Annotated in this window: 27 protein-coding genes, 1 tRNA gene and 1 riboswitch; of the genes, 20 read left to right on the top strand and 8 right to left on the bottom strand. The window is 73.4% G+C overall.

All coding sequences use genetic code 11. The features are described from left to right. Window positions 1–515: 515 nt before the first annotated feature. Entirely contained in the window at window positions 516–980 is a 465-nt protein-coding gene (locus GBN72_RS20890; RefSeq protein ID WP_151773414.1) for a RidA family protein, read from the bottom strand. Continuing rightward, window positions 977–1135, bottom strand: a complete 159-nt coding sequence (gene sp36, locus GBN72_RS20895; RefSeq protein WP_107473408.1) for a Sp36 family protein — start codon at window positions 1133–1135, stop codon at window positions 977–979. Before sp36 ends, GBN72_RS20890 begins: the two co-directional genes overlap by 4 nt. A 118-nt stretch (window positions 1136–1253) precedes the next feature. Here sp36 and bagA point away from each other — a divergent pair, with 118 nt between their 5' ends. Continuing rightward, window positions 1254–2231, top strand: a complete 978-nt coding sequence (gene bagA / locus GBN72_RS20900) for an ATPase BagA (RefSeq protein ID WP_151773415.1) — start codon at window positions 1254–1256, stop codon at window positions 2229–2231. Continuing rightward, entirely contained in the window at window positions 2228–3832 is a 1605-nt protein-coding gene (gene bagB / locus GBN72_RS20905; RefSeq protein WP_439959791.1) for an ATPase BagB, read from the top strand. The genes bagA and bagB overlap by 4 nt, the downstream gene beginning before the upstream one ends. A gap of 121 nt (window positions 3833–3953) precedes the next feature. On the opposite strand, the gene GBN72_RS20910 is transcribed toward bagB, so the two are convergent. Continuing rightward, a complete protein-coding gene (locus GBN72_RS20910; RefSeq protein ID WP_174887184.1) occupies window positions 3954–4295 on the bottom strand; it encodes a WhiB family transcriptional regulator in 342 nt (113 codons plus the stop codon). 417 nt (window positions 4296–4712) lie between these two features. Between GBN72_RS20910 and GBN72_RS20920 the strand changes: the two genes are divergently transcribed. Then, window positions 4713–7043, top strand: a complete 2331-nt coding sequence (locus GBN72_RS20920; protein ID WP_151773416.1) for a transglycosylase domain-containing protein — start codon at window positions 4713–4715, stop codon at window positions 7041–7043. 83 nt (window positions 7044–7126) lie between these two features. Here the strand turns inward: GBN72_RS20920 and GBN72_RS20925 are convergent, their stop codons facing one another. Continuing rightward, entirely contained in the window at window positions 7127–7591 is a 465-nt protein-coding gene (locus GBN72_RS20925) for a GatB/YqeY domain-containing protein (protein ID WP_151773417.1), read from the bottom strand. 78 nt (window positions 7592–7669) lie between these two features. Between GBN72_RS20925 and GBN72_RS20930 the strand changes: the two genes are divergently transcribed. The 3 genes from GBN72_RS20930 to GBN72_RS20940 all read left to right on the top strand — a co-directional run bounded on the left by GBN72_RS20930 (window position 7670) and on the right by GBN72_RS20940 (window position 9739). Then, window positions 7670–8605, top strand: coding sequence for a metallophosphoesterase (locus tag GBN72_RS20930; protein WP_151773762.1), 936 nt, complete (start codon window positions 7670–7672; stop codon window positions 8603–8605). 251 nt (window positions 8606–8856) lie between these two features. Beyond that, entirely contained in the window at window positions 8857–9630 is a 774-nt protein-coding gene (locus tag GBN72_RS20935) for a Pr6Pr family membrane protein (RefSeq protein ID WP_151773418.1), read from the top strand. 35 nt (window positions 9631–9665) lie between these two features. Further along, a tRNA-Pro gene (locus GBN72_RS20940) sits at window positions 9666–9739 on the top strand. 138 nt (window positions 9740–9877) lie between these two features. Here the strand turns inward: GBN72_RS20940 and GBN72_RS20945 are convergent. Beyond that, window positions 9878–10897 (bottom strand): hemolysin family protein, encoded by a 1020-nt coding sequence (locus tag GBN72_RS20945; protein WP_151773419.1) that lies wholly within the window; start codon window positions 10895–10897, stop codon window positions 9878–9880. Beyond that, window positions 10894–12237: a hemolysin family protein gene (locus tag GBN72_RS20950; RefSeq protein ID WP_151773420.1), complete on the bottom strand. Its 1344-nt coding sequence runs from the start codon at window positions 12235–12237 to the stop codon at window positions 10894–10896. Before GBN72_RS20950 ends, GBN72_RS20945 begins: the two co-directional genes overlap by 4 nt. 321 nt (window positions 12238–12558) lie before the next feature. On the opposite strand from GBN72_RS20950, the gene GBN72_RS20955 reads away from it, so the two are divergent. Further along, a complete protein-coding gene (locus tag GBN72_RS20955) occupies window positions 12559–13608 on the top strand; it encodes a sporulation protein (protein WP_151773421.1) in 1050 nt (349 codons plus the stop codon). Window positions 13609–13720: 112 nt separating this feature from the next. Next, window positions 13721–14176, top strand: coding sequence for a tellurite resistance TerB family protein (locus GBN72_RS20960; RefSeq protein ID WP_151773422.1), 456 nt, complete (start codon window positions 13721–13723; stop codon window positions 14174–14176). A 52-nt stretch (window positions 14177–14228) separates the two neighbouring features. Here GBN72_RS20960 and GBN72_RS20965 read toward each other — a convergent pair whose 3' ends face one another. Continuing rightward, window positions 14229–15161: a M56 family metallopeptidase gene (locus GBN72_RS20965; RefSeq protein WP_151773423.1), complete on the bottom strand. Its 933-nt coding sequence runs from the start codon at window positions 15159–15161 to the stop codon at window positions 14229–14231. A gap of 4 nt (window positions 15162–15165) precedes the next feature. After that, complete coding sequence (locus tag GBN72_RS20970) at window positions 15166–15552, bottom strand: BlaI/MecI/CopY family transcriptional regulator (protein WP_151773424.1); 387 nt, start codon at window positions 15550–15552, stop codon at window positions 15166–15168. Between the two features lie 230 nt (window positions 15553–15782). Here GBN72_RS20970 and GBN72_RS20975 point away from each other — a divergent pair, with 230 nt between their 5' ends. The 12 genes from GBN72_RS20975 (at window position 15783) to GBN72_RS21030 (ending at window position 26004) form a co-directional block, all read left to right on the top strand. Beyond that, on the top strand, window positions 15783–16049 hold the full coding sequence (locus GBN72_RS20975) for a GlsB/YeaQ/YmgE family stress response membrane protein (RefSeq protein WP_151773425.1): 267 nt from the start codon (window positions 15783–15785) through the stop codon (window positions 16047–16049). A gap of 91 nt (window positions 16050–16140) precedes the next feature. Next, entirely contained in the window at window positions 16141–16512 is a 372-nt protein-coding gene (locus GBN72_RS20980; protein ID WP_151773426.1) for a twin-arginine translocase TatA/TatE family subunit, read from the top strand. A 100-nt stretch (window positions 16513–16612) separates the two neighbouring features. Continuing rightward, the gene (locus GBN72_RS20985; RefSeq protein ID WP_151773427.1) at window positions 16613–17086 is read left to right on the top strand and encodes a carboxymuconolactone decarboxylase family protein; all 474 of its coding nucleotides are present in this window, start codon (window positions 16613–16615) and stop codon (window positions 17084–17086) included. A gap of 31 nt (window positions 17087–17117) precedes the next feature. Continuing rightward, window positions 17118–18071: an RNA polymerase sigma-70 factor gene (locus tag GBN72_RS20990; protein WP_246212717.1), complete on the top strand. Its 954-nt coding sequence runs from the start codon at window positions 17118–17120 to the stop codon at window positions 18069–18071. A gap of 773 nt (window positions 18072–18844) precedes the next feature. Next, window positions 18845–20257: a TrkH family potassium uptake protein gene (locus GBN72_RS20995; protein WP_369695897.1), complete on the top strand. Its 1413-nt coding sequence runs from the start codon at window positions 18845–18847 to the stop codon at window positions 20255–20257. After that, entirely contained in the window at window positions 20250–20939 is a 690-nt protein-coding gene (locus GBN72_RS21000) for a potassium channel family protein (RefSeq protein WP_218042066.1), read from the top strand. Before GBN72_RS20995 ends, GBN72_RS21000 begins: the two co-directional genes overlap by 8 nt. Before the next feature lie 103 nt (window positions 20940–21042). Continuing rightward, complete coding sequence (locus GBN72_RS21005) at window positions 21043–21591, top strand: GNAT family N-acetyltransferase (RefSeq protein ID WP_151773429.1); 549 nt, start codon at window positions 21043–21045, stop codon at window positions 21589–21591. A 210-nt stretch (window positions 21592–21801) separates the two neighbouring features. Beyond that, window positions 21802–21987, top strand: a riboswitch (cobalamin riboswitch). Window positions 21988–22017: 30 nt separating this feature from the next. Continuing rightward, on the top strand, window positions 22018–22716 hold the full coding sequence (locus tag GBN72_RS21010; protein ID WP_151773430.1) for an energy-coupling factor ABC transporter permease: 699 nt from the start codon (window positions 22018–22020) through the stop codon (window positions 22714–22716). After that, on the top strand, window positions 22713–23228 hold the full coding sequence (locus GBN72_RS21015; protein ID WP_151773431.1) for an energy-coupling factor ABC transporter substrate-binding protein: 516 nt from the start codon (window positions 22713–22715) through the stop codon (window positions 23226–23228). The genes GBN72_RS21010 and GBN72_RS21015 overlap by 4 nt, the downstream gene beginning before the upstream one ends. A gap of 5 nt (window positions 23229–23233) precedes the next feature. Next, complete coding sequence (cbiQ, locus tag GBN72_RS21020) at window positions 23234–23980, top strand: cobalt ECF transporter T component CbiQ (protein WP_151773432.1); 747 nt, start codon at window positions 23234–23236, stop codon at window positions 23978–23980. Next, the gene (locus GBN72_RS21025) at window positions 23977–24858 is read left to right on the top strand and encodes an energy-coupling factor ABC transporter ATP-binding protein (RefSeq protein ID WP_151773433.1); all 882 of its coding nucleotides are present in this window, start codon (window positions 23977–23979) and stop codon (window positions 24856–24858) included. Before cbiQ ends, GBN72_RS21025 begins: the two co-directional genes overlap by 4 nt. Before the next feature lie 27 nt (window positions 24859–24885). Next, window positions 24886–26004 carry a hypothetical protein gene (locus GBN72_RS21030; protein WP_151773434.1) on the top strand — a complete coding sequence of 373 codons (1119 nt, stop codon included), beginning with the start codon at window positions 24886–24888 and terminating at the stop codon, window positions 26002–26004. The last annotated feature ends 3 nt before the right edge of the window (window positions 26005–26007 follow it).

Genomic DNA, 26007 nt, shown 5'->3' on the forward strand with positions numbered 1-26007 from the left:
CGCCGACGCGCCCTGCGGGGTGGCCGGGGTGCCTTGCGGTGTGCGCCGATGCCTCCCCCTGCGGGGCGGCGGTGCCCTGTGGGCGGTGAGCCGCGGGGCGCGACGGGGCACCACGCCCCGGCGAGCGGTCCGTCCACAACACCGGACGCGACGCCGTGCCGCACCGCGTGACGGCTTCGCACGGGCGGGACGTCGCCACGGCGAGCGCGGGACCCGGGCGGGACGGCCACGGACGCCCTCAGCCTCCGCCGCGGGCGCCTCCGGTCTCCGCCGGGGCGCTCCCCGCCTCCGCCGCGGGCGACCTAATACGCAATCCGCGCGCTTCCAGGGACTCCTGCTCCGCGCGGCGGACCGCACCTGCGTGGCTGCGGCCCGGGCCCACCCGTGCCGCCCCCAGCAGCACGATCGCCCGCACACGGACCGCGCCCGCAGGCGGGACCGGCGCGGGCCGGGAGGGGCGGGCTCGGTCCGGGGACGGCGCGACCCCGCCCCGCCATGGCGGGGCGGGTGTGGCGTCAGTCGGCGAGTTCCACCTGGATCTCGACCTCGACCGGGGCGTCGAGGGGGAGGACGGCGACGCCGACCGCACTGCGGGCGTGGACGCCCTTGTCGCCGAAGACCTCGCCGAGGAGCTCGCTCGCGCCGTTGACGACGGCGGGCTGGCCCGTGAAGTCGGGGGCGGAGGCCACGAAGCCGACGACCTTCACCACCCGGGCGACGCGGTCGAGGTCACCGGCCACGGACTTCACCGCGGCCAGTGCGTTCAGCGCGCAGAGGCGGGCCAGGTCCTTGGCCTCCTCGGGCGTGACCTCGGCGCCGACCTTGCCGGTGACCCGCAGCTTGCCCTCGACCATGGGGAGCTGCCCACTGGTGTGGACGTACCCACCGGAGAGGACAGCCGGCTGGTAGGCGGCCAGCGGCGCGGCCACCTCGGGCAGCGTCACGCCCAGCTCGGCGAGCCGGGCCTCGACGCTGCTCACGCCTGCTTCTCCCGCTTCAGGTAGGCCACCAGCTGCTCCGGGTTCGGCCCGGGCACCACCTGGACGAGCTCCCAGCCGTCTTCGCCCCAGGTGTCGAGGATCTGCTTCGTCGCGTGCACGAGGAGCGGCACGGTCGCGTATTCCCACTTCTTCATGGGGCGACTCTAACCGCTGGCACCGCCACTCCCTGAGTTGTCCACAGGGCGCCCGGGCCGTGCGCCGGTTGTCCACAGGCGCGGCGTGGAAGAACCACGAATGGTTAGGCTCGACGACGTGAGCAGGCTCCAGGTAGTCAGCGGCAAGGGCGGGACCGGGAAGACCACGGTCGCCGCCGCTCTCGCGCTCGCCCTCGCCGGCGGGGGGAAGCGCACCCTACTGGTGGAGGTGGAAGGCCGTCAGGGCATCGCGCAGCTCTTCGGGACGGAGGCGCTGCCCTACGAGGAACGGAAGATCGCGGTGGCTCCCGACGGTGGAGAGGTGCACGCCCTCGCCATCGACCCCGAACTGGCCCTGCTGGACTACCTCCAGATGTTCTACAAGCTGGGCGGCGCGGGCCGGGCGCTGAAGAAACTCGGCGCCATCGACTTCGCCACCACCGTCGCCCCCGGCCTGCGGGACGTCCTGCTGACCGGCAAGGCGTGCGAGGCCGTGCGCCGCAAGGACAAGGCAGGCCGTTTCGTCTACGACCACGTGGTGATGGACGCCCCGCCGACCGGCCGGGTGACCCGCTTCCTCAATGTGAACGACGAGGTCGCCGGGCTCGCCCGGATCGGTCCGATACACCATCAGGCACAAGCCGTCATGGGCGTGCTCAAGTCCCCGCAGACCCAGGTGCACCTGGTGACGCTGCTGGAGGAGATGCCGGTCCAGGAGACGGCGGACGGCATCGCCGAGCTCCGCACCGCGGGGCTGCCGACCGGCCGGGTGGTCGTCAACATGGTCCGTCCGGTCCTCCTCGACGGTGACGGGCTGGAGCTGGCGGGTTCGCTGCCGCGCGCCTCGGTGGCCCTCTCGCTGGCCGCGGCCGGCCTCGGGGGCGCCCGGCATGGCGGGGCGGCGGAGCGCCTGGTGGATCCGCTGCTGCGGCAGGCGGAGGAGTACGCGGAGCGGTACACCCTGGAGCGACGTCAGCGGGAGGCGCTGGACCGGATCGGGCCACCGCTCGCCGAACTGCCCCGGCTGACCGACGGAGTCGACCTGGCCGGCCTCTACGAGCTGGCCGCACTGCTGCGGACCCAAGGGATGTCATGAGCCTGGACCCCGAGCACGAACTCGACCTGGACCCGTTGCTGGACGACCCGGACACCCGCATCGTGGTGTGCTGCGGGTCCGGGGGCGTCGGCAAGACGACGACCGCCGCGGCCCTCGGCCTGCGGGCCGCGGAGCGGGGCCGCAAGGTGGTAGTCCTGACCATCGACCCGGCCCGCCGGCTCGCCCAGTCGATGGGCATCGGCCAACTGGACAACACCCCCCGCCGGGTGCCGGGGACCGACGGCTCCGCGGGCGGCGAGCTGCACGCGATGATGCTCGACATGAAGCGCACCTTCGACGAGATCGTCGAGGCGCACGCCGACCCGGATCGGGCCGCGGCCATCCTGGCCAACCCCTTCTACCAGTCGCTCTCCGCGGGCTTCGCCGGCACGCAGGAGTACATGGCGATGGAGAAGCTCGGCCAGCTGAGGGCGCGGGACGAGTGGGACCTGATCGTGGTGGACACCCCGCCCTCCCGTTCCGCGCTGGACTTCCTGGACGCCCCGGAACGGCTCGGGTCGTTCCTCGACGGCAAGCTGATCCGGCTGCTCACCGCCCCGGCCAAGCTCGGCGGCCGGGCCGGGATGAAGTTCCTCAACGTCGGCATGTCGGTGATGACCGGCACGCTCGGCAAGCTCCTCGGTGGCTCGCTGCTGAAGGACGTACAGGCCTTCGTGGCCGCCATGGACACCACCCTGGGCGGCTTCCGCAGCCGCGCCGACGCCACCTACCGGCTGCTGCAGGCGCCCGGTACCGCCTTCCTCGTGGTGGCCGCGCCGGAGCGGGACGCGTTGCGCGAGGCGGCGTACTTCGTGGAGCGGCTGGCCGCCGAGAAAATGCCGCTGGCCGGGCTGGTACTCAACCGGGTGCACGGCAGTGACGCCGCCCAGCTCTCCGCCGAACGGGCGATCGCGGCGGCGGAAACCCTGGAGGCGGAAAATTTCCCACCCTCCGGCATTGTTGATCACACGAGCGGGAAAGAAGCGGGTAACTCACCCGATACACAAGGCAGTTCAGCGTTCACTGCTCCGGACGGTCAACCGGTTCAAGGCTCCCCCGCCACACCCCGGCCCACGGCGCAGACCCCGGCGGACACCGACCGGCTCACCGCCGGTCTGTTGCGCCTGCATGCCGAGCGCATGCGCCTGATAGCCCGTGAGCAGCGCACACGGGACCGCTTCACGGCGCTCCACCCGGAGGTGCCGGTGACGGAGGTGCCCGCGCTGGCCGGTGACGTGCACGACCTCGCGGGACTGCGGGACATCGGCGAGTGGCTGGCCGCCCCCCGTCCCGCGACCGCCGACGCGCACCACCCCGCGGTCGCCGGCACCACCGCGCAGGCGGACGTGCCGGAACACGCGACCGCGCAGCAGCAGCTGGACGTGGCGGAGCAGCCGGCCGCACCCGAGCAGTCGGACGTGCGGACCCCGGCAGACGTGCCGGAGCAGGCGCACGCTCCCGAACGAGCGGACCAGCCGGCGCCGGCCTCCGCACCGGCACCCGCATCCGCACCGGCAGCCGCAGCCGCAGGCGAATCCGAGCAGGCCGACGACGCCGGGCAGGCGGAAACGGCGAAGCGGCGGCCCGGGGTCACTGCCTGACCCCGGCTCCCGCCCTCCACAGCCGCCTCAACGGCAGCTCGCCGCGCTCCGGCGGCCGCCTCAACGGCAGCTCATCGCGCTTCGGTGGCTGCCTCGGCGGTATCTCACCGCGCCCCGGCGGTCAGCTCACCGCCGCGTAGCTCTCGTAGGACTCGCTGGTCTCGTCGAGCGGCAGGATTCCCGCCTCTCGCTCGTACTCCATACGCGCCGTCTCCAGCAGACGACGCCAGGAGGTCACGGTCGGCCGCCGACGCAGCAGCGCTCGGCGCTCCCGCTCCGTCATGCCTCCCCACACGCCGAACTCGACGCGGTTGTCGAGCGCATCGGCCAGGCACTCCGTCCGCACCGGGCATCCGGTGCACACCGCCTTGGCCCTGTTCTGCGCTGCTCCTTGAACGAACAGTTCATCCGGATCGGTAGTGCGGCAGGCCGCCTGCGCACTCCAGTCGGTAACCCAGCCCATACCGGCGCCGTCCTCTCCCGAATCGAGGCTCCCCCACGGCGGCAGCGGCATATTCACCGCCGCCAGTTGAGGACGTTACGGAAGGTGGACAGAGTGCAACACCCCCGTCGGGCCCAATCTTGAATGGCCCGAACGGACTATGGGTAAGCGGCAGATCACCCGGAGGAGTGGCCTGGCGACAAATAGGATCATCGCGACATGACAGGGCAGACCACTCCCCGTAAAAGAGGCAAAGAAGCTTTCGGAGGGATGATTCGGGCATCCCCCGGGAAGGAGATCACGCGGTTCCGGAACGATCCGGGTCCGTCGGGCGTCCCGACATACGGGTCTACGGCTCACCCGCTGTCGTGACAGCCGGGAGCAGCTTAGGCCAAGGCATTTACCTCTGTCCGGCAAACGAGAACGTAGGCTGCCCTCATGCCAAACAAGCGCTCGGGTGGAGGCCTGTCGCCAGTCCAGCAGGCCGCGAAGTTCCTCGGAGTCAGCGTCCTCGCCGGAGGCGTGCTGGCCGGCATCGCCCTGCCCGCCTTCGGGACCCTGGGGCTCGCGGCGAAGGGATCCGTCGAGAGCTTCGACGAGATCCCGGCGAACCTGAAGACCCCGCCGCTCAGCCAGCGCACCACCATCCTCGACGCCGACGGCGGCAAGATCGCGACGGTCTACTCCCGCGACCGCACGGTGGTCCCGCTGAAGAAGATGTCGCCGGACCTGCAGAAGGCGATCGTGGCGATCGAGGACGCCCGCTTCTACGAGCACGGCGCGGTCGACCTGAAGGGCATCCTGCGGGCGCTCAACAGCAACGCGCGCAGCGGCGAGGTCACCCAGGGCGCGTCCACGCTGACCCAGCAGTACGTGAAGAACGTCTTCGTGGAGGAGGCGGGCGACGACCCGGACAAGGTGGCGCAGGCCACCCAGCAGACCCTGGGCCGCAAGATCCAGGAGCTGAAGTACGCGATCCAGGTGGAGGAGGAGCTCGGGAAGAAGAAGATTCTCGAGAACTACCTGAACATCACCTACTTCGGACAGTCCGCCTACGGCGTCGAGGCCGCCTCGCAGCGTTACTTCTCGAAGTCCGCCGACGACCTGGAGCTCCAGGAGGCGGCGCTGCTGGCCGGCCTGGTCCAGTCGCCGACCCGCTACAACCCGGTCAACAACCCCAAGACCGCCGAGCAGCGGCGCAACGTCGTCCTCGACCGGATGGCGCAGGTGGGGGACATCTCCGCGAAGGAGGCCGCGGCGGCCAAGGAGAAGCCGCTGGGGCTGAAGATCAGCTCCCCGAAGAACGGCTGCATCACCGCCGTGAAGGGCGCCGGATTCTTCTGCGACTACGTCCGCAACGTCTTCCTCACCGACCCCGCGTTCGGCAAGGACCGCGAGACCCGCGCCAAGCTGTGGAACCAGGGCGGCCTGACCGTGCGCACCACCCTGGCTCCGCAGGCGCAGGACTCCGTGCAGGCCTCGCTGAAGGGCCACGTCAACAAGGACGACAAGGTGGCGGCCGCGGCCACCATGGTGGAGCCCGGCACCGGCAAGATCCTGGCGATGGGCCAATCGCGGCCGTACGGCTCCAGCGACAAGGACCACCAGACCGTCATCAACTACTCGGTCGACCAGGCGATGGGCAACAGCACCGGTTTCCAGACCGGCTCGACCTTCAAGCCGTTCCTCGCCGCGGCCGCGATAGAGGGCGGTCTCCCGCTGGGCAAGGTCTACCCGTCGCCGAACAAGATGCCGTACCCGAAGGTGCAGGGCTGCAAGGAGACCTACAACCAGGGCGAGATGACGCAGAACGAGACGCCGGAGGAGGTCGGGCCGTACTCGCTCCAGGAGGCGATGAAGCTCTCGATCAACACCTACTTCGTCCAGATGGTCGGCGACCTCGGCCTCTGCCCCACCCTGGAGATGGCCGAGAAGATGGGCATCCGCACGGGCGACGGCAAGAAGCTGCCCGACGGCAAGCCCTCCATCGTCCTCGGCACGCCGTCGATCTCCCCGCTGACCATGGCCTCGGCGTACGCCACCTTCGCCTCCCGGGGCATGTACTGCTCGCCGGTCGCGATCGAGTCGGTCACCCAGAAGATCGGCGAGAAGAAGAAGAGCCTCGAGGTGCCGAAGTCGACCTGCAGGCGGGCGATGTCGGAGCGGACGGCGGACGCGGTCAACACCCTGCTCTCCGGCGTCACCGACTCCGGCACCGGCGCCCGTGCCGGTCTCAGCGACCGGGACAACGCGGGCAAGACCGGTACCACGGACTACCGCAAGAACGCCTGGTTCGTCGGGTACACCCCGAACCTTTCCACGGCGGTGTGGCTCGGCGACCCGATGCAGCAGGTGAAGATGGTGAACATCACCATCGGCGGCACGTACTTCGCCAAGGTCTCCGGCGGCGCGGGCCCCGGCCCGATATGGCGGCAGGCGATGTCCGGCGCTCTCCTGGGCAAGGAGGCCCCGGCCTTCAACAGGGTCGAGATCCCGGCCGACAAGCCCAAGGACGACGACAAGGACAAGGGCCGCGGTGACGGCCGGCCCGGCGAGGGACTGATCTCCGGCCTGTTCACCGGCGGGAACGGCAACGGCGGCGCCACGACCGCCGGCGCCGACGGTGGCGTGACCACCGACGGCGGCCTCACCCTGGGCGGCCTGACCGGCGGGGACCTGACCGGGGGAACCACGGGCGACCTCAACGGGGGCGCCACCACCGGCGGCTTCGTGCAGGGCAACGACAACGGCGGCGGCAACGGCCCCTGACACCTCGTGGACACAGCACTGGGCCCCCTCCCCGCGCCGCGCGGGGAGGGGGCCCAGTGCTGTGCCGGGGCGACCGGAGGCCGTCAGCCCAGCAGACGCTTCTTCACCGCGGCGGCCACCCGGCCACCCTCGGCGCGTCCGGCCACCTTCGGGTTCACGATCTTCATGACCTGGCCCATGGCCTTCGGCCCCTCGGCGCCGGCCGCCCGGGCCTCCTCGAGCGCCTGGTCCACCAGCGCGTTCAGCTCGTCGTCGCTCAGCTGCTGGGGCAGGTACCCGGCGAGCAGCTCGCCCTCCGCCTTCTCCCGCTCGGCGCTCTCGGCGCGACCGCCCTGGGCGAACGCCTCCGCGGCCTCGCGGCGCTTCTTCGCCTCACGGGTGATCACCTTGAGGACCTCGTCGTCGGAGAGCTCGCGCTTCTCGGTACCCGCGACCTCCTCCTTGGTGATCGCGGTCAGGGTGAGCCGGAGCGTCGAGGAGCGCAGCTCGTCGCGCCCCTTGATCGCCGCGTTGAGGTCTTCCTGCAGCTTCGACTTGAGCGTGGTCATGGCTTGATTGTCGCAGGTGTGTCGCAGCGAATGCCCCTTGATTTACGGTCCTCGGGGCACCCTGACACGATGGACGGCATGCGCGCGCTCTACAAGGTCCCCCTCGGCGTCACGGCGGCCGCCGCCGCCGGTCTCGTCTACTCCGCCGGGTTCGAGGCCCGTTCCTTCCGGCTCCGCCGGGTGACCGTTCCCGTCCTGCCCCCTGGAATGCGCCCGCTGCGCGTCCTCCAGGTCTCCGACATCCACATGGTGAGCGGACAGCGCAAGAAGCAGCGCTGGCTGCGTTCGCTGGCCGGCCTGCGGCCCGACTTCGTCATCAACACCGGCGACAACCTCTCCGACACCGAGGGCGTGCCGGAGGTGCTGGACGCGCTGGAACCGCTGATGGAGTTCCCCGGCGCCTACGTCTTCGGCTCCAACGACTACTACGGACCGCGGTTGCGCAACCCCGCCAAGTACCTGGTGGAGAAGGTCCAGGGCAAACACGGGCTCAACGGGAACGAGCCGGTGACCGGCGCGGTCCACAACCCCTGGGAGGGGCTGCGGGACGCGTTCGACGAGGCGGGCTGGCTGAACCTCACCAACACCCGCGGCACGCTGAAGGTCGAGGGCGTCTCGGTCGAGCTGACCGGTCTGGACGACCCGCACATCAAGCGGGACCGGTACGACGAGGTCGCGGGCGGCCCGACCGGCTCCGGCGACTTCTCCCTGGGTGTGGTGCACGCCCCGTACCTGCGGTCGCTGGACGCGTTCACCGCCGACGGCTATCCGCTGATCCTGGCCGGCCACACGCACGGCGGGCAGCTCTGCATCCCGTTCTACGGCGCCCTGGTCACCAACTGCGACCTGGACACCGACCGGGTGAAGGGCCTCTCCACCCACACGGCCGACGGCAACACGTCCTACCTGCACGTCTCGGCGGGCTGCGGGGCCAACCGGTACACCCCGTTCCGTTTCGCCTGCCCGCCGGAGGCGACGCTGCTGACGCTGGTCGGCAGCGACTGGGCACTCTGACGCCACCGGGCCAAAGGGCCGGCCCTTCCGGGGGCCGGCCCCTCCCGGGGACCTCCCGGCACCCCAGGGAGCGGCGCCTTCCGCCCCCGCGGGCCCGCGGCCGCCCACCCGCCCAAGGCCGCCCAAGGCCGCCCCGGGAGACCCCGGCCAGGCCCGGCGATACACCGGACCGCGGACCGGGACCGATCCCGTGTCCCCCGTTCAGCCCCGCGAGATCGCCCGGTATGCCCCGTTCTGCCTAGCGTGGGGGCATGACCGCTCCCCTACCCAGGGACATCCCGGACCTCCCCCCGGTGCCGGGCAGGGCCAAGCTGACGCCCTCGTACGTCCCCCCGACAGCCGTCATACCCCCGGCCCGCCGCCCCCTCACCGCGCTGTTCCGGCTGTTCACCGCCATGGCCGCGGCGGGCGGCGTGGCCATCTGCCTGGCACTCGGCCGCCCCCTCCAGGCCCTCACCCACTTCACCGTGCAGGCCAACATCCTGCTGGCGGCCGTCCTCCTGGTCTCCGCCCAGCGCGCCTGGAGCGCCGGCCGTCCCGTGCGGCCCGCCCTCACCGGCGCCGCGCTCCTCTACGTCCTGCTGGCGGCCCTGCTCCACGCCTTCGCCGTCCCCGGCCGCCCCTCCTTCTCCGACCCCGGGCCCGGCGCCCCCTGGGCCACCGTGGCCGCCCTGCTGCTCACCGTGGTCGTCCCGTCGGCCGCCCTGCTGGACTGGCTCCTGCTCACCGCCCCGCGCACCCTCCGGCTGCGTCACGCCACGGCCTGGCTGCTCTACCCCTTGACCTACCTGGGCCTCACCCTGGCCCGTGCCGTCCTGCTCCCCGCCGACGCGCCCGGCCGCGCACCCTTCCCGTTCCTCGACGCCACCCGCAACGGCACCCTCGGCACCGTCGGCAACACCCTCCTGGCCGCCCTCGCCTGCTACGGCCTCGGCGTCCTCCTGATCGCCGTCGACCACCTCTGCCCCGGGGTGGTCCGCAGCCGCCCGAAAACCGGATTTCGCCTCAGGCCACCGGTGGGCTAAAGTAAACGACGTCGCCGCGGGAACGCGGAGATGATCGGGGTGTAGCGCAGCTTGGCAGCGCGCTTCGTTCGGGACGAAGAGGTCGTGGGTTCAAATCCCGCCACCCCGACAGTGATCAAAGGGCCTGGTGTGCAACTTGCGCACCAGGCCCTTTGGCGTGTTGTCGATCAGCCCCGGGCCCCCGTCCTTCGACGGGGGGTTCGAGCCCGGCTCGGCCCCCGTCGAAGGACGGGGGCCGAGCCGGGCGTCAGGCGGGCTGGGGCTGGAGGAGCCGGGCCAGGAGGTCGTCCAGGCTGACCATGCCGGTGGCGTCGCCGGAGGCGTCGCGGACCACGGCGAGCGACGCGCGGTGGCGGCGCAGCAGCTCGATCGCGTCGCCCACGGTGGCGTGGCCGGGCAGCTCGGGCACCGGGCGGGCCAGGGCGCGCGCGTCGGTGACGCGGCCGCGGGAGCGGGCGACCATGGCGTCGCGGGCGTGGATCGAGCCGACGAACGTGCCCTGCGCGCGGACCAGGAGCCGGGAGCGGCCGCTCGCCGCCGCGACCCGCAGGATCTCGTCGACGTCGGCGTCGGCGTCGACCGAGGTGATGCGGGCGGTGGGTACCTGGAGCTCGGCGACCGGGGTCTCGGGCTCCGTCAGCGAACGGGTCAGCAGTTCCGAATCGGTCTCGCTGATCAGGCCGAGCCGCTCGGACTCCGCCACCAGGTGGGTGAGCTGCTCCCGGTTGTGGACGGAGGCCAGCTCGTCGCGCGGGGTGACCCGGCACAGCCGCACCAGGGCGTTGCTCATGGCGTTGAGCAGGCGGATCAGCGGCCGGACCACCTTCACCACGGCCCGGAAGGGCGGGGAGAGCAGCATGGCGGAGCGCTCCGGGTGGGCGATGGCCCAGGACTTGGGCGCCATCTCACCGACCACCATGTGGAGGAACACCACCACGATCATCGCCACGGCGAACGCGATGCCGTAGCTGAGTCCGCTGGGCAGGCCCAGGCGGTGGAGCAGCGGGTCGAGTTCGTGGGAGATCGCGGGCTTGGACACCGAGCCGAGGCCCAGGGTGCAGACGGTGATGCCCAGCTGGGCGCCGGCCAGCATCAGGGACAGCTCCCGCATGCCGGCCAGGGCCGCCCCGGCTCCGCGCCGGTTCTCGGCGGCCGCCTTCTCCATCCGGTGCCGCTTGGCGGCGACCAGGGCGAACTCGGCGGCCACGAAGAAGCCGCTGCCGATCAACAGCAGGACGGTGACGAAGATCGCCATGGGGAAACTCATGCCGGGACCTCCGTCTCCGCCTCGGTTTCGGGCAGTTCGATCCGCACGCGGTCGGGCACGTGGCGGTCGAGGGTGCGGACCTCGATCAGCGCTTCGCCGCCCTCGGGCAGGTCGACGGTGAGCCGGTCCCCCACAGCCGGGAAGCGGCCGAGGCGGTCGACGACCAGGCCGGCCACGGTGTCGTAGTCCTCCTCCTCGGGCAGCTCGACGCCGGTGACCTCGGCCACCTCGTCCAGCCGCCGTCCGGCGTCCACCAGCCAGCCGCCGGCGTCCGCCACGGCGACCGCGGTGACCGTGTCGGTCTCGTCCGCGATGTCGCCGATCAGTTCCTCCGCTATGTCCTCGTAGGTGACGATGCCCGCCACCCCGCCGTGCTCGTCGAGGACGACCGCGAACTCGTCGTCCCGCTCGCGCATCTGGGTGACGGCGTCGGGCAGCGGCAGGGTGTCCGGGAGGAACAGCGGCCGCCGGGCGAGGGCGCCGGCCGTGGCGCCCTGGAGGCGGACGGCCGGTTCGCGCATCAGCTCGTTGACGCCGAGCACACCGATGATCTCGTCGGGGTGGTCGCCCAGCACCGGGTAGTTGGAGTGGCCGTGCCGGGCGATCAGGTCGACGGCCTCGGCGGCCGTGGCGTCCTCGCGGACGAAGACGGCGTCCACCCGCGGGACCATCACTTGGTGGAGGGTCCGGTCGGAGAACTCCAGGGCGTGGTCGAGGAGGGCGGCGGTGTCCTCGGGCAGGGCTCCCCGCTCGTGCGACTCGCCGATCAGGTGGCCGAGTTCCTCGAGCGTGGCGCCGTGGTGCAGTTCCTCGACGGGCTCGATGCCGACCCTGCGCAGCAGCCGGTTCGCGGCGCCGTCGAAGATCCGTACGAGCGGGCCGACGATCCTCAGGTAGAGCAGCGTGGAGCCCGCCAGGGACTTGGCCAGGCGCTCCGGCACGGCGATGGCGAGGTTCTTCGGGGCCAGCTCGCCCAGCACCATCTGCACGACCGTGGCCAGCACGAAGGCCAGCACGACGGAGATTCCGCTCACCGCGGCGTCGGGGAGGCCGAGGCCGGACAGCGCGGGCCTGAGCAGCGTGGAGACGGACGGCTCGGCGATGAAGCCGACGACCAGTCCGGTCACGGTGATGCCGAGCTGGGCGCCCGACAGCATGAACGACAGCCGCTCCAGCACCTTCAGCGCGCGGGCGGCCTTCCTGTCGCCCCTCTCGGCGTCACGGGCCAGCGCGATCCGGTCGGCCGAAACGTAGGCGAACTCCTGGGCGACGAAGTATCCGGTGCCCGCGGTCAGCACGAAGACGGCCAGCAGGCCCAGGACGGCGTCGACGGCACTCATCGAACACCATCCCGCCGCGTGCCGTGCTCAGGAAGTGCCTGGCGGGATGGTCGGGGACTGTGCCCCGGGGGGTCCGTCGGTCTGGCGGACAAGGGGTGGCTCCTTCTTTCTTCCGGGATGTACCGGGACAACGGTCGCGACCGGTCCTGTGTTCCCGGCCGTCCCTCCGCTTCCGCGTGGAGCGGGCTCCGCTCCACGCCAGGTCATCCTATGCTTCTACTCGCCTGTAGAAGATAGGGCGGCGGGCGAACCGCCGTTCATTCGCCCTGTCCGGGCGAACGGCGACATCACAACGACACCCCAGAGGAAGTGGACGCGCGCATGGTGTTCAGACGACTGCTCGGCTCGCTCGGCGTGGGCGGACCCACCGTCGACACGGTTCTCACCCCCGGGCCCGCCCTGCCCGGCTCGGAGCTCACCGGGCAGGTGCACCTCGAGGGCGGCGGCGCCGACTTCGACGTCGAGCACGTCTCGCTGGAACTGGTGGCCCGCGTCGAGGCGGAGCACGCGGAAGGGGAGAGCGAGGGCACCGTCACGTTCGCGCGGTACACCGTCGGCGGGGGCTTCCGGCTCGCGGCGGGCGAGCGGCGGAGCCTGCCGTTCAGCGTGACGCTGCCGTGGGAGACGCCGGTCACGGAGCTGTACGGACAGCCGCTCGGCATCGTGCTGGGCGTGCGCACGGAGCTGGCGGTGGCGGGCGCCCGGGACAAGGGCGACCTCGACCCCCTGACCGTGGGCCCGCTGCACGCCCAGGAGGCGATCCTCGAGGCCCTCGGCCGGCTGGGCTTCGTCTTCCGCTCGGCCGACCTGGAGTACGGGCGCATCGGCGGCACGGGGCAGCAGCTGCCCTTCTACCAGGAGATCGAGATCGCCCCGCCGCCCGGCCACGCGCACCAGGTGAACGAGATCGAGGTCACCTTCCTGGCGAACCCCGGCGGCGTGGAGGTCGTCCTGGAGGCCGACAAGCGCGGCGGCTTCCTCTCCCCCGGCCACGACTCCCTCACCCGCTTCACCGTCGGCCACCACGACGCCCGCGACTGGGAGGCCGAGGTCGACGGCTGGATCCGGCAGCTCCTGGAGCACCGGGCGGCATACGCCCCGCACGGCGGGTACGACCACGCGGCGCCCCACCCGGACCCCGACCACCACGCGTACCGGCACGGCCACGACGGCCACGACGGCCACCACGACCACGGCCACCACGGTTCCGGACCCGGCGCGGGCACCGCCGTCGCCGTCGGCGCCGCGGGACTGGCGGTGGGCGTGGCCGGGGGCATGGTCGCGGCCGAGGTCGTCGACGAGATCGGGGACCTCTTCGAGGGAGAGGAGGAGGACGAGGCGTACGGGGAGGACGGGGACGACGAGGCGTGACGGCCGCCGCCCCCCGGAGGACTTCTACAGTGGTGTAGAAACAAAGCCGGTCCGGGGCAGCTCCCCGGACCGGCGCCCCTCCAGCACGTCCCCGACACGTACGGAGTTCTCCATGGCCCTGTGGGACCGCATCAGGGAGTCCGCATCGACGATGCAGACCCAGCTGACGGCGAAGAAGAACGAGCTCACCAGCGGCGCCTTCCGGGATGCCGCGATGGCGATGTGCGCGCTGGTCGCCGCGGCGGACGGCACCGTCGACGCGTCCGAGCGGCAGCGGGTCGCCCAGCTCATCGCCGCCAACGAGGTGCTCCGCAACTTCGACGTCGAGGACCTGCGCCGTCGTTTCGAGGCCAACCTCGACCGCCTGGCCGCCGACGCCGACTTCGGCCGGGTCGCCGTGCTGCAGGAGGTCGCCAAGGCGAAGCGCAAGCCGGCCGAGGCCCGCGCCGTCGTCCAGATCGGCATCGTGATCGGCGGAGCGGACGGGGATTTCGACAAGGACGAGCAGGCCGTGGTGCGCGACGCCTGCTACGCCCTGGGGCTGCCGCCGCACGAGTTCGACCTCTGACCCGGCGGACCGCCCCGGGGCCAGGGCCGCGCGTCCCGGCCGGGCAGGGCGGTCACAGAGGGGTGGCGGCGTACAGGATGAGGGTCATGGTGACGGCCGCGTTGGCGGAGGACATCGCCGACACGGCGGTCGCCGCGGCCGCTCCCCAGGCCGCGAGCCCGACCGTGGTGAACAGTGACGGCCAGCGGCGCGCGACCGGAGCGGGGCCGAGCAGGGCCGCCACCCGTCGCGGCACCGGTCCCGCGACGGCGAAGCCGGCCAGGGCGGCCGGTGCGGCGCCGCGGGAGAGCAGGGCCGCCTTGCCGATGGCGTGGGCCACGGTGCGGCGGCTGCCGACCGCCTGCGCCGCGTCCTCGTCCGCCCACCGCTCCGTCGTGTACGTCACCGCGGTGCGCAGCGGACGCAGGAACGGGTTGGCCTGCGCCGCCAGGCGCACCGCGAGGAGGAAGCGGTGGTGGCGGGCCGTCAGGTGCGACCGCTCGTGGGCGAACAGGGCGCGGCGCTCCGCGGGTTCGAGACTGTCGAGGAGGGCGGTGGTGACCACCACGCGGCCCCTTTGCCGGCCGGGGAGCGCGTAGGCGTACGGGACGTCGTCCCGCAGCACCGCCACCTGCGTGCCCCGCAGCCCGGTCAGCGCCCGGTGGGCGCGGCGCCTGGTCCGGCCGTGCCGCCACAGGGTCCGGCCGCAGAGGACGAGCACGGCGCACAGGGCGGGGATAGCCGCCTTACCGGCGACCTCGTCGTACGGGACCGCCTCCCGCACCTCGGGGTCCGACCAGCCGTCCGGCAGCGGGTTCCCGGGCAGCTGGGCGGTGCCCACCACCATCAGCAGCCCCAGGCAGACCGCGCTGCAGGCCGCCATCACCGCGGCGACCGCGGTCAGCAGCCGTGTCGCGGTCCGCGGGTGCAGCCGCTGCTCGGCGAGGCGCGCCACCGGCCACGCCGTCAGCGGCAGCACCAGCGGCAGGAAGACGAACACCCCCATCAGGTCAGTCGTCCCCTTCGCTCCCCGGCCGGCCGAGGAGTTCGCGCAGCAGGCGCTCGTCGTCCGGTCCGAGACCGGTGACGAAGCTGGCCAGGACGGCCTCCCGGTCGTTCTCCGCGTCCAGCACCCGGCGCATCTTCCGGGCGGCCAGGCCGGCGTGGTCCGAGGCCGGGGTCCAGGCGAACGACCGGCCCGCACGCTCCCGGGTGACCGCGCCCTTGGCCAGCAGCCTGGTCAGGATGGTGACCACGGTGGTGTAGGCGAGGCCGCCGCCCAGGCGCTCCTGCACCCAGCCGGCCGTCGCCGGGCCGTCCGCCTCCTGCAAGGCGGACAGGACCAGGGCCTCCAGCTCTCCCTGCCCCCGTCGACGGGATCCCCGCTGCTCCGCCACGCCCTGTCTCCCTTCCGCCACCGCCCGGTTCCCGGGCCGACATCGTATAGACCCCCGCCGGGCCCCCGGCCGCGCCGCGGAACCTCACCGCCCGGCGGACACCCCCTCGACCGATGTTCTACATGCATGTAGATTCGGCTCGTTCCCCAGGGCGCGCCCGCCCGGGGTGCACGACGGGCCCGATAGGGACCACGAGGGGCCCGGCCGGGACCGGAAGGAGCGCGTACGACATGGGCGTCATCGCATGGCTGGTGCTGGGCCTGCTGGCCGGGGCCATCGCCAAGGCCGTCCTGCCCGGACGTGATCCGGGCGGCTGCCTCGGCACGACCGCCATCGGCATCGCCGGGGCCTTCCTGGGCGGCTGGCTCTCCGCCGGACTCCTCGACCGTCCCGTGCAGCGCGCGTTCTTCGACCTCGCGACCTGGGGGTCGGCGATCGCGGGCGCCCTGGTGCTGCTGATCGCCTACCGGCTGCTGTTCGGCCGTACCCGGGGCTGACCCGGCGCCACGGGCCCCTTCGCCCGCCTCGGGCGCCTTCGCCCCTCCCCTCCACCGGCCCGCCCGGGCACTCCCAAGGAGCACTGACACCATGCTCGGTCTCAGCGAACTGGCCATCATCCTCATCGTCGTGATCGCCTTCCTCTGCGCCAAGAAGCTTCCCGAACTGGCGCGCTCGGCGGGCAAGTCGGCGCGCATCCTCAAGGCGGAGGCCCGTGCCATGAAGGAGGAGGAGCAGCAGAGGCAGGCCCAGGCTCCGGCGCAGGCGCAGCAGGCGCAGGCGCAGGCGGAGCCGCAGGCACCGGCGGAACCGCACGCCACGGGGGCGGACACCTCCCCCCGGGTCATCCAGGGCGAGGTGCTTCCGGCGTCCTCCGACCACGCCGCGGAACCGGGGGGCGCGCCGCGGCAGTCCCCCGCGCCGGCCCCGCAGCCCCGGCCGGCCCCGCCGTCCGCTCCGTGAGGGCGGAGACGTAGGTCACAGGCCGCGGGATGTCACAGGGAGCCCCGCCGTCTCGTCCAGGGAACGGAACCACCCACCGACGAGCACGGAGGAGCACACGATGGACGCGCGACTGGACTTCCTCGGCAACCCGAGCGCCGGCAAGGTCCTCAAGCACTTCATGGCGGCGGGCAGGCAGCTCAAGGACTCGCCGCTGCCAGCCACGCTGCAGGAACTGGTGGCCCTGCGGGTGAGCCAGATCAACGGGTGCGCGGTCTGCGTCGACATGCACACCAAGGAGGCCGCTGCCGCCGGGGAGTCGGCGGTGCGGCTCGCCCTGGTCGCGGTGTGGCGCGAGGCGACCGTCTACACCGCCGCCGAGCGGGCGGCGCTGGAGCTGGCGGAGCAGGCGACGCGGGTCGCCGACGCGGGGGAGGGTGTCAGCGACGAGGTGTGGGCGCGGGCCGCCGGGCACTTCGACGAGGACCAGTTGGCCGCCCTGGTGCTGGAGGTCTCGTTCATGAACGCGGCCAACCGGCTGAACATCGTCACCCGGCAGCCGGCCGGGGACTACCAGGCCGGCCAGTTCCACTGAGCCGCGTCCGTCGCGACGAGGGGAGCCGGATGTGAACGTCATCGGGGAGAACGGCGGGGCCGAGGGCAGGGTCGCGGAGTTCGAGGAGCTCAGGCCGCTGCTGTTCTCGATCGCCTACCGCATCCTGGGCAGCGTCGGCGAGGCGGAGGACGCGGTGCAGGAGGCGTGGCTGCGCTTCGACGCCTCGACGACCCGGCCGGACTCGGTCAGGGCGTTCCTGTCGGCCACCGTCACCCGGATCTCCATCGACGTCCTGCGCTCCGCGCGGGTGCGGCGGGAGCGGTACGTCGGGCCGTGGCTGCCGGAACCCCTGCTGAACGACCCGTACCAGGACCCGGCCCGTGCCGCGGAACTGGCCGACTCGGTGTCGATGGCGGCGCTGCTGCTGCTGGAACGGCTCAGTCCGCTGGAGCGGTCGGTGTTCGTGCTGCGTGAGGTGTTCGCCTTCGGGTTCGGCGAGATCGCCTCGGCGGTGGGGCGTTCCGAGGCGGCGTGCCGGCAGCTCCTGGTGCGGGCGCGGCGGCACATGGAGGAGGGGCGGCCCCGGTTCGAGGCCGACCGGCGGGAACGGCAGGAGCTGGCGGATCGGTTCTTCGGGGCGCTGTCCCGGGGCGACGTCGCCGGGCTGCGGCAGCTGCTCGCCGCGGACGTGCGGATGGTCGGCGACAGCGGCGGGAAGGCGCCGCAGCTGGCCAAGGCCGTGGTCGGCGCGGAGAAGGCGGCCCGGCTGCTCGCCGCCGTGTACCCGCTCATGGCGCGGGTCGACATCACCTTCGAGCGGCACGAGGTCAACGGGCAGCCGGGGGCGGTCTTCCGCGACCGGGACGGCAGGGTCCTGCACGCCTTGGTCCTCGACGTGCTCGACGGGCAGATCCAGACCGTCCGCGCGGTCATCAACCCCGACAAGCTCGGCCACCTCGGGCCGGTCGCCGACGCGTGGGCCCTCGACCGGGAAGTGAAGCGGATCCGCCGGTCAGGCCCGTGAAACCGGCCCCGCCGGGCCCTCGGGTCGCCGCGGCCCGAAGGCCCGCCCGGCTCGCCCCGGCCCGGCCCGGCCGGGGTGACGCCGACAGCCTCTCGGCCTGAGGGGGCGACGGCCCGAGGGCCCGGCATAGCGACGGGGTGAGGACCCGAGGGCCAGGCGGCCAGGCGGCCTGGCGGGGTGAGGGGCGTGCGGTAGGTGGCCGGATGGGGGTGGTGACCCCCGGGGAACATGGCGCGGCGGGGCCCTCGACCGGGAGGTGAAGCCGATCCGCCGGTCAGGCCCGTGAAACCGGCCCCGCCGGGCCCCGCCGCGGCCCGACGCCCCGGCTCACCCCGGCCCGGCCGGGGTTCCGCCGACGGCCGCTCGGCCCGGCGGCCCGGCGGCCCTGCGGGTTGACGGCCCGGCGGCCCGGCGGTCCTGCGGTCCGAGGGTCCGAGGGGGTGACGGCCCGGCGGGGCGAGGGTCCGGCGGCCCGAAGGCCCGGGGGCCCGGCGGGTTGACGGCTCGGCGGTCCGACGGCCCGGTGGGGCGACGGCCCGAGGGGCGGGCGGGGTGAGGGGCGGGCGGGCCGAGGGCCCGAGGGTCCGGCGGCCCGAAGGCCCGAGGGCCCGGCGGGATGACGGGCCCGGCGGTCCGAGGGCCCGGCGGGGTGACGGCCCGAGGGGCGGGCGGTGGGTGGTCGGGTGGGGGTGGTGACCCCCTCGGGGGACATGGCGTGGCAGACGGCAGGTCACCGGGGGAGGCGGGGGCGGGGGTGTGGCTACCGTCGCCGGGTGCGAAGGATTGCGGTGCCCGTGCGCGCGGGCGGCGGGCCGTCGGCCGTGGTGAAGTGGCGGCCCGGCCCGCCCTCACGGCTGCTGCCCCGGCTGCGGCACCCGGCCCAGGTGGTCGTGGTCGCCTTCGCCGTGGCGATCGCCCTCGGCACCGCGCTGCTGATGCTGCCGGCCGCGAAGGCGGGGCCGGGCGGGGCCGGTGTGCTGGAGGCGCTGTTCACCGCCACCTCCACCGTGTGCGTGACCGGCCTGGTCGTGGTGGACACCGCCGTGTACTGGAGCGGCTTCGGGCACGTGGTGATCCTGGGCCTCGTCCAGATCGGCGGATTCGGAATCATGACGTCCGCTTCCGTGCTGGTCCTGCTGGTGTCCCACAGGATGGGGCTGAGGGCGCGGATGACGGCCGCCACGGAGACCAAGACGCTGGGGCTGGGCGACATCCGCGCGGTGGTGACCGGCGTGGTGAAGGCCAGCCTGCTGATCGAGGCGCTCACCGCGCTGGTGCTGACGCTGCGGTTCGCGACCGCCTACGGCGAGTCCTGGCCGCGCGCGGTGTGGCTGGGTGTCTTCCACGGCGTCTCCGCGTTCAACAACGCCGGGTTCGCGCTGTACTCGGACAGCCTGATGTCCTTCGTCACCGACCCGTGGATCTGCGTCCCCGTGGCGCTCGCGATCATCGCCGGGGGCCTCGGCTTCCCCGTGCTCTTCGAGCTGCGCCGCCGGCCGCGACGTCCGCGCGGCTGGTCCACGCACACGAAGATCGCGCTCTGCGGGACCGGCGCCTTCCTGCTCGGCGGCTGCGCCTTCGTCACCGCGGTCGAGTGGACCAACCCCGCCACCATGGGCCCCCTGGACGTCCCGGGGAAACTGCTGGCCGGGTTCTTCCAGGGCGTCATCCCCCGCACCGCGGGGTTCAGCAGCGTGGACATCGCCGCGATGCGCCCGGTGAGCTGGCTCGGCATGGACGTGCTCATGTTCGTCGGCGGCTCCAGCGCGGGCACCGCCGGGGGCATCAAGGTGACGACCTTCGCCGTGCTGTTCTTCGTCCTCTACGCCGACATCCGCGGCGAGGGCTCGGTCAACGCCTTCGGCCGCCGCCTGTCCGCCCCGCTGCAGCGCCAGGCCCTGACCGTGGCGCTGCTGTCGGTGGCCGCCGTGGTCGTCTCCACCGTGGCGTTCATGATCTTCTCCGACCACGGCCTCGACCGCTCGCTGTTCGAGGTCGTCTCGGCCTTCTCCACGACCGGCATGTCCACCGGGATCACCGCCCACCTGCCGGTCGGGCTCCAGGTGCTCCTGATCGCGCTGATGTTCGTCGGCCGGCTCGGTCCGATCACCGTCGCCTCCGCCCTCGCGCTGCGGCGGCGCGTCCGCCTGTACGACCTTCCCGAGGAGCGTCCCGTCATTGGTTAGGAAGTTCACCTCCAAGCGGCACCGCGCCGGCCCCCGGGACGCCGTCGTGGTGATCGGCCTCGGCCGCTTCGGCAGCTCCGTCGCCAGGGCGCTGGCCGACTCGGAGACCGAGGTGCTGGGCGTCGACTCGAGCCGCGAGGTCGTCCAGGTCCTGTCCGGCTCCCTCACCCACACGGTGCGGGCCGACTCCACCAAGGAGGACGCCCTGCGGCAGCTGGGCGTCAACGAGTTCGACCGTGCCGTCGTGGCCATCGGCTCCAACCTGGAGGCCAGCATCCTCACCGCCTCCCTGCTGGTCTCCTTCGGCATCCGGCACGTCTGGGCCAAGGCCATCAGCGAGGAGCACGGCCGCATCCTGTCCCAGCTGGGCGTCCACCACGTGGTCTTCCCCGAGCACGACATGGGCCGGCGCGTCGCCCACCTGGTGCGGGGCCGCATGCTCGACTACGTCGAGTGGGAGGACGACTTCACGATGGTGAAGACGAACCCGCCCCCCGACATCGTCGGCACCGCGCTCGGCGGGAGTGGTGTCCGTGACCGCCACGGCGTCACCGTCGTCGCGGTCAAACGTCCCGGGCTGGGCTTCACCGTCGCCACGCCCGCCACCGTCGTGGGGCCGTCGGACACGGTCATCGTCGCCGGCTCCAAGCGGGCGACGGAGCGGTTCAGCGAGCTGCGGTGACGCCGCCGATACCCGGCTGACAGCCCTCACCGGTGGACGAAAGGATGTGCGGACAGTCCGGTTCCGGCGCGCACGCGCCTTTCAGGCCAGGAGGTCGCCCCGCATGAGCAACGACACGTCGTCCTTCCCCGCACGGTTGGAGCTGCGCGGCGAAGGGCTCGTCCTGCGGGACTGGACCGAGGACGACCTGGCGGCGATGCCCGCGCTGTTCGACCACCCGGACATCGCGTACTGGACGCCGATCGTCTCGCCGTTCGACGGGGCGGCGGGGCGGGCACGGCTGGCGCGGACCCGGGAGCTGCGGGAACAGGGGACAGCCGTCCTGCTCGCCATCACGGTCGACGGCGGGGCACCGCTCGGCGAGGTGATGCTGCGGCGGGCCCCCGAGGGGACGGAGCTGGGATACGCGGTGGGTCCGGCGCACCGGGGACAGGGGCTGGCGGCGCGGGCGGTGCGGGTGATGGCCGGGTACGCCTTCGAGGAGCTGGGGGCGGAACGGGTGATCCTCGAACTGGAGGCGGAGAACGGGGCGAGCGTCGCCGTGGCGACCCGGGCCGGGTTCCGGCTGCTCGACGTGCCGTTGATCACAGGGGTGGAGAAGGGGCGGCCGTACGCCCTGCAGACCTGGGGGCTGGACCGGGACGGCGACTGAAGCGGACCCGCACCGGCGGTGCGACGGACCCGCCCAAGCGGCGCGGCAGGTCTGCGCCGGCGGCGCGACCGACCCGCCCCGGCGGCGCAACGGGCTTGCGCCGCGGGTCCGTTCCGTGTGCGGTCGCGAAGGACCCGCGCGGCGGGCGGGCACGCCTCCGGCGGGCCGGCGGTCCGAAAGGGGTCGCTTGTCAGTGGGCGGGATGCCGGATTACTGTCACCAGGCCTTGGTGAACGGGAAATCCGGTGTGATGCCGGTGCGGCCCTCGCCACTGTGATCGGGAAGTCCGGCTCCAGCCCTCGCGGGCAGCCACTGGGTCCTCACGGACCCGGGAAGGCGGAGCACGGGCGTGTGGTACCCGTCAGCCAGGAGACCGGCCAAGGCGCGTCGTCCATCCACGAGGTGCTGGAGAGGGTCTGCTGAGCCATGCACATAGCCGAGGGTTTCCTTCCTCCGGCGCACGCGATCGCCTGGGTTGCCGCGTCCGCGCCGTTCGTCGTCCACGGAGTTCGTCAACTCACCCGTGAAGTGCGGGAACATCCGGAGAGCACGCTGCTGCTCGGCGCTTCGGGTGCGTTCATGTTCGTCCTGTCCGCTTTGAAACTGCCGTCCGTCACCGGGAGTTGCTCGCATCCGACCGGGAGCGGGCTGGGGGCGGTGCTGTTCCGGCCCCCGGTGATGGCGGTGCTCGGCACCGTCACGCTGCTGTTCCAGGCCCTGTTGCTCGCGCACGGCGGCCTGACCACGCTCGGGGCCAACGTCTTCTCGATGGCCGTGGTGGGCCCGTGGGCTGGGTACGGCGTGTACCGGCTCGCCCGCGGGCTGGGGGCGCGGCTGGAAGTGGCGGTGTTCTGCGCCGCGTTCGTCGCCGACCTCGGCACCTACTGCGTGACCAGCGTGCAGCTGGCGCTGGCGTTCCCGGACCCGGTGAGCGGATTCCTGGGCGCCCTGGGCAAGTTCGGGTCCATCTTCGCCGTGACGCAGGTCCCGCTGGCGGTGAGCGAGGGGCTGCTCACGGTGCTCGTCGTGCGGCTGCTCCTTCAGTCGAACGCGGGCGAGCTGGCCCGGCTGGGCCTGCGGGCGGGCGTGCGCGGCAAGGCCGGCGCCGGGGCGGTGGCCCGATGAGGCGGGGCGCGCGCGTCAACGTGCTGCTGTTGCTGGCCGTCGTACTGCTCGCCGTGCTGCCGGTGGCGCTCGGAATGGGGGACCACAAGGCCGAGCCGTTCGCCGGGGCCGACGCGGAGGCGGAGACGGCGATCACGAAGATCGATCCGGACTACCGCCCCTGGTTCTCGCCGGTCTACGAACCGCCGTCCGGGGAGATCGAGTCGGGACTGTTCGCGTTGCAGGCGGCGGTGGGCGCGGGGGTCGTCGCCTACTGCCTGGGGCTGTGGCGTGGCCGGCGCCAGGGTGAGGCACGGGCCTCCGCGGCGGGCGGCGGGGCGGCCGACGGCACGGCCGGTGGCCTGCCCGGCGGCACACATGACGGCGCGGCCAACGACGAGGCGGGCAGCGCGGGCAACGGCGAGGCCCGCAGGGCGGCCGGCGGCTCGGCGGGCAGCCTGGCCGGCGGCGAGGCGCACCCGGCCGGCGGCGGCTCCTCGTCCGCGGGCGGCGCGGACTCCGGGCGGGTCTGACGCCGGTGCTGTCGATCGACGCGGCGGCGCACAGCAGTCGCTGGCGCCGCCGTCACCCCGTGGACAAGGCGGTGCTCGGCTTCGGGCTCACGCTGCTGGCCGTGGTGCTGCCGCCGTGGCCGGGGGCGGCGCTGGTGCTGGTGGCGGCGCTGGCGGTGCTGCTGGGGCCCGCGCGGGTGCCGGCCGGGCGTTTGTGGCGTGCCTACCGGGTGCCACTGGGCTTCTGCCTCACCGGAGCGGTGGCGGTACTGGTGCGGGTCGGCGGCCCGGACGCGGTGGGACTGGCGCCCGGCGGGGCGGCGCGGGCCGGTGAACTGCTGCTGCGCAGCTCGGCGGCCTCGCTGGGGGTGCTGGTGTTCGCGTTCACCACGCCGATGTCGGACCTGCTGCCCCGGCTGGTGCGGGCGGGCGTCCCGGCGGCGGTGGTGGACGTGGCGGTGGTGACGTACCGGATGGCGTTCCTGCTGCTCGACGCGGTGCGGCGGGTCCGCCAGGCGCAGGCCGCTCGGCTCGGACACACCACGCGAACCGCCGTGTGGCGGTCGCTGGGCGGACTCGGCGCCACCGCCTTCACCCGCGCCTTCGACCGTGCGGGGCGGTTGCAGTCCGGCCTGGCGGGGCGGGGGTACGACGGGACCCTGCGGGTCCTGGTGCCGCCGACGCGGGTGTCCGGCGGGTTCGTGGGCGGGAGTCTCGCAGTGCTGGCGGTGATCGTGGTGCTCAGCACCGTGCTGGAAGGACCGTGGTCGTGAACGGGACCGAGGCGGGCGCGACGCCCCCGCCGCCGGCCGCCCTGCGGGGCGTCCGCTTCGGCTACGAGGACGGGCCCCTGGTCCTCGACGGCCTTCACCTCGAGGTCCGTGAGGGGCGGACGCTGGCGCTGCTCGGACGCAACGGCAGCGGGAAGACGACGCTGATGCGGCTGCTCGCGGGCGGGCTGCGGCCGCGGGCGGGGCGGGTGGAGCTGGCGGGCCGGCCGGTGTCGTACGACCGGGCGGGGCTGACGCGGCTGCGGACCACCGTGCAGCTGGTGGTGCAGGACCCGGACGACCAGCTGTTCGCGGCCTCGGTCGCGCAGGACGTGTCGTTCGGTCCGCTGAACCTGGGCCTGCCGGAGGAGGAGGTCAGGGCACGGGTCGACGAGGCGCTGACCGCGCTGGACATCACGGGGGTGGCCGACCGGCCCACGCACCTGCTGTCCTACGGGCAGCGCAAGCGGGCCGCGATCGCGGGGGCGGTGGCGATGCGGCCGCGGGTCCTGGTCCTCGACGAGCCGACGGCGGGGCTCGACCCGGAGGGGCAGGAACGGCTGCTCGTCACGCTGGAGGCGCTGCGGAGCACGGGGACGACGGTGGTGATGGCCACCCATGACGTGGACCTGGCGTTGCGGTGGGCCGACGACGTGGCGCTGCTGACACCTGGCGGGGTGCGGACCGGAGAGGCCGGGGAGCTGCTGGCGCGGGCGGACGTGCTGAGGGAGGCGGGGCTGCGGCTGCCGTGGGGGGTGGCGGTGGCGGCGGCCCTGCGTTCGCGGCGGCCGGTGCCGGCGCGGCGCCCGGTTCCGCGCACGGCCGAGGAGCTGGCGCGGTGGGTCGCGGAAGGTGGATCGGCGTCGGCCCCCGGTGGGTAGGTCTTGCCCAGGCGAGAGGGGGAGGGCATGGGCGGGCTCGGTGACGAGGTCGTGCGGGAGGCGGTGCGGGAGTTCGTCAGCCGGCCGCGGCGGTTCTGGCGCAGGACCCCGGCCTGGGCGGGGACCGCGGTTCCCGAGGTCACCGGGCGGTGGGACCTCGCCGGGTTCCGCGTCGAGCGGCTCGTGGAGACCCGCACGGAGCGTGAGAGGCCGACCAGGAAGCCCGGCAGCGTGGACCTGTCGGCGCTGCCGCGGTACACGTCGCTGGCGCTGTACAAGACGGAACCGGCGACGGACCTCGGCTCCGCCCCGCGTACCTGGAACCTGGTGCGGGAGGGGTCGGAGCGGGAGGAGGGCTGCGTCACCTGCTCCGACGGCTGGCAGAAGTGCCCGCACTGCGGGGGATCGGGCGTGCTGGACTGCCGGCCCTGCGACGCGGTGAAGTGCGCGGCCTGCGAGGCGACGACGCCGTGCACCGCCTGCGGAGGGTCCGGCGACCGCAAGGAGCGCCCGCGGCGGGTGAGGCTGTCCGAGGAGGACAGGAGGCGACGGACCAGGTGCGGCGCGTGCGGGAGGTCCCGCGCCGCCTGCCCCGTCTGCGCGGGACACGGGCGGGCCGGCTGCGCGCGCTGCGACCGCAGCCAGGTGGTGGACTGCGCGAAGTGCGAGAACGGGATCCGCAGGCACAAGGAGTGCGAGGGCACCGGGCGTTGGACCGTCTACCGGGAGGCGTCGATCCGGTGGGACCGCACGGATCCGGAGAGGATCCACTGGCCGTCCTCGCAGGAGGTCCCGGAGCGGGTGCGCCGGCAGGCCTCCGCACGGGGGAGCTGGCGCACCACCCGGCTCGTCGGCGAGGACCCCGCGCTGCCCGCGGAACTGACGGACGGTACGCGGGCGGCGATTGCCGCCCGGCTGCGCCCCGTCGAGAACGAACTGCTCCAGGAGGCCTCGGTCCGCACGATGCCCATGGCGCGGGCGACCGTGGCGCAGGACCGGCGCGGCGTCTACTACGTCTGGCCCGGCGGGGCGGGGCGGCCCGAGGTCGTGCGGGTCCCGGCACGGCGTTGGGCCGGCCTCTCCGCCGGGCTGCTGGCGTGCGCGGTCCTGGTGGTGGTCGTGGTGGTGGCGGCGGCGCTTGCCTGAGCG

Source organism: Streptomyces abyssomicinicus, from assembly GCF_008974245.1.
Lineage (GTDB): Bacteria > Actinomycetota > Actinomycetes > Streptomycetales > Streptomycetaceae > Streptomyces > Streptomyces abyssomicinicus.

Bases quoted from the DNA above. Each gene is read 5' to 3' on its own strand.
- GBN72_RS21030 (WP_151773434.1), top strand. From the start codon at position 24,886: ATGGGCGGGCTCGGTGACGAGGTCGTGCGGGAGGCGGTGCGGGAGTTC.
- bagB (WP_439959791.1), top strand. From the start codon at position 2,228: ATGAGCCTGGACCCCGAGCACGAACTCGACCTGGACCCGTTGCTGGAC.
- GBN72_RS21005 (WP_151773429.1), top strand. From the start codon at position 21,043: ATGAGCAACGACACGTCGTCCTTCCCCGCACGGTTGGAGCTGCGCGGC.
- GBN72_RS20945 (WP_151773419.1), bottom strand. From the start codon at position 10,897: ATGAGTTTCCCCATGGCGATCTTCGTCACCGTCCTGCTGTTGATCGGC.
- GBN72_RS20910 (WP_174887184.1), bottom strand. From the start codon at position 4,295: ATGGGCTGGGTTACCGACTGGAGTGCGCAGGCGGCCTGCCGCACTACC.
- GBN72_RS20930 (WP_151773762.1), top strand. From the start codon at position 7,670: ATGCGCGCGCTCTACAAGGTCCCCCTCGGCGTCACGGCGGCCGCCGCC.
- GBN72_RS20965 (WP_151773423.1), bottom strand. From the start codon at position 15,161: ATGGGGGTGTTCGTCTTCCTGCCGCTGGTGCTGCCGCTGACGGCGTGG.
- GBN72_RS20920 (WP_151773416.1), top strand. From the start codon at position 4,713: ATGCCAAACAAGCGCTCGGGTGGAGGCCTGTCGCCAGTCCAGCAGGCC.
- GBN72_RS20925 (WP_151773417.1), bottom strand. From the start codon at position 7,591: ATGACCACGCTCAAGTCGAAGCTGCAGGAAGACCTCAACGCGGCGATC.
- GBN72_RS20955 (WP_151773421.1), top strand. From the start codon at position 12,559: ATGGTGTTCAGACGACTGCTCGGCTCGCTCGGCGTGGGCGGACCCACC.
- GBN72_RS20985 (WP_151773427.1), top strand. From the start codon at position 16,613: ATGGACGCGCGACTGGACTTCCTCGGCAACCCGAGCGCCGGCAAGGTC.
- GBN72_RS21010 (WP_151773430.1), top strand. From the start codon at position 22,018: ATGCACATAGCCGAGGGTTTCCTTCCTCCGGCGCACGCGATCGCCTGG.
- GBN72_RS21015 (WP_151773431.1), top strand. From the start codon at position 22,713: ATGAGGCGGGGCGCGCGCGTCAACGTGCTGCTGTTGCTGGCCGTCGTA.
- GBN72_RS20980 (WP_151773426.1), top strand. From the start codon at position 16,141: ATGCTCGGTCTCAGCGAACTGGCCATCATCCTCATCGTCGTGATCGCC.
- sp36 (WP_107473408.1), bottom strand. From the start codon at position 1,135: ATGAAGAAGTGGGAATACGCGACCGTGCCGCTCCTCGTGCACGCGACG.
- GBN72_RS20950 (WP_151773420.1), bottom strand. From the start codon at position 12,237: ATGAGTGCCGTCGACGCCGTCCTGGGCCTGCTGGCCGTCTTCGTGCTG.
- GBN72_RS20935 (WP_151773418.1), top strand. From the start codon at position 8,857: ATGACCGCTCCCCTACCCAGGGACATCCCGGACCTCCCCCCGGTGCCG.
- GBN72_RS20960 (WP_151773422.1), top strand. From the start codon at position 13,721: ATGGCCCTGTGGGACCGCATCAGGGAGTCCGCATCGACGATGCAGACC.
- GBN72_RS20975 (WP_151773425.1), top strand. From the start codon at position 15,783: ATGGGCGTCATCGCATGGCTGGTGCTGGGCCTGCTGGCCGGGGCCATC.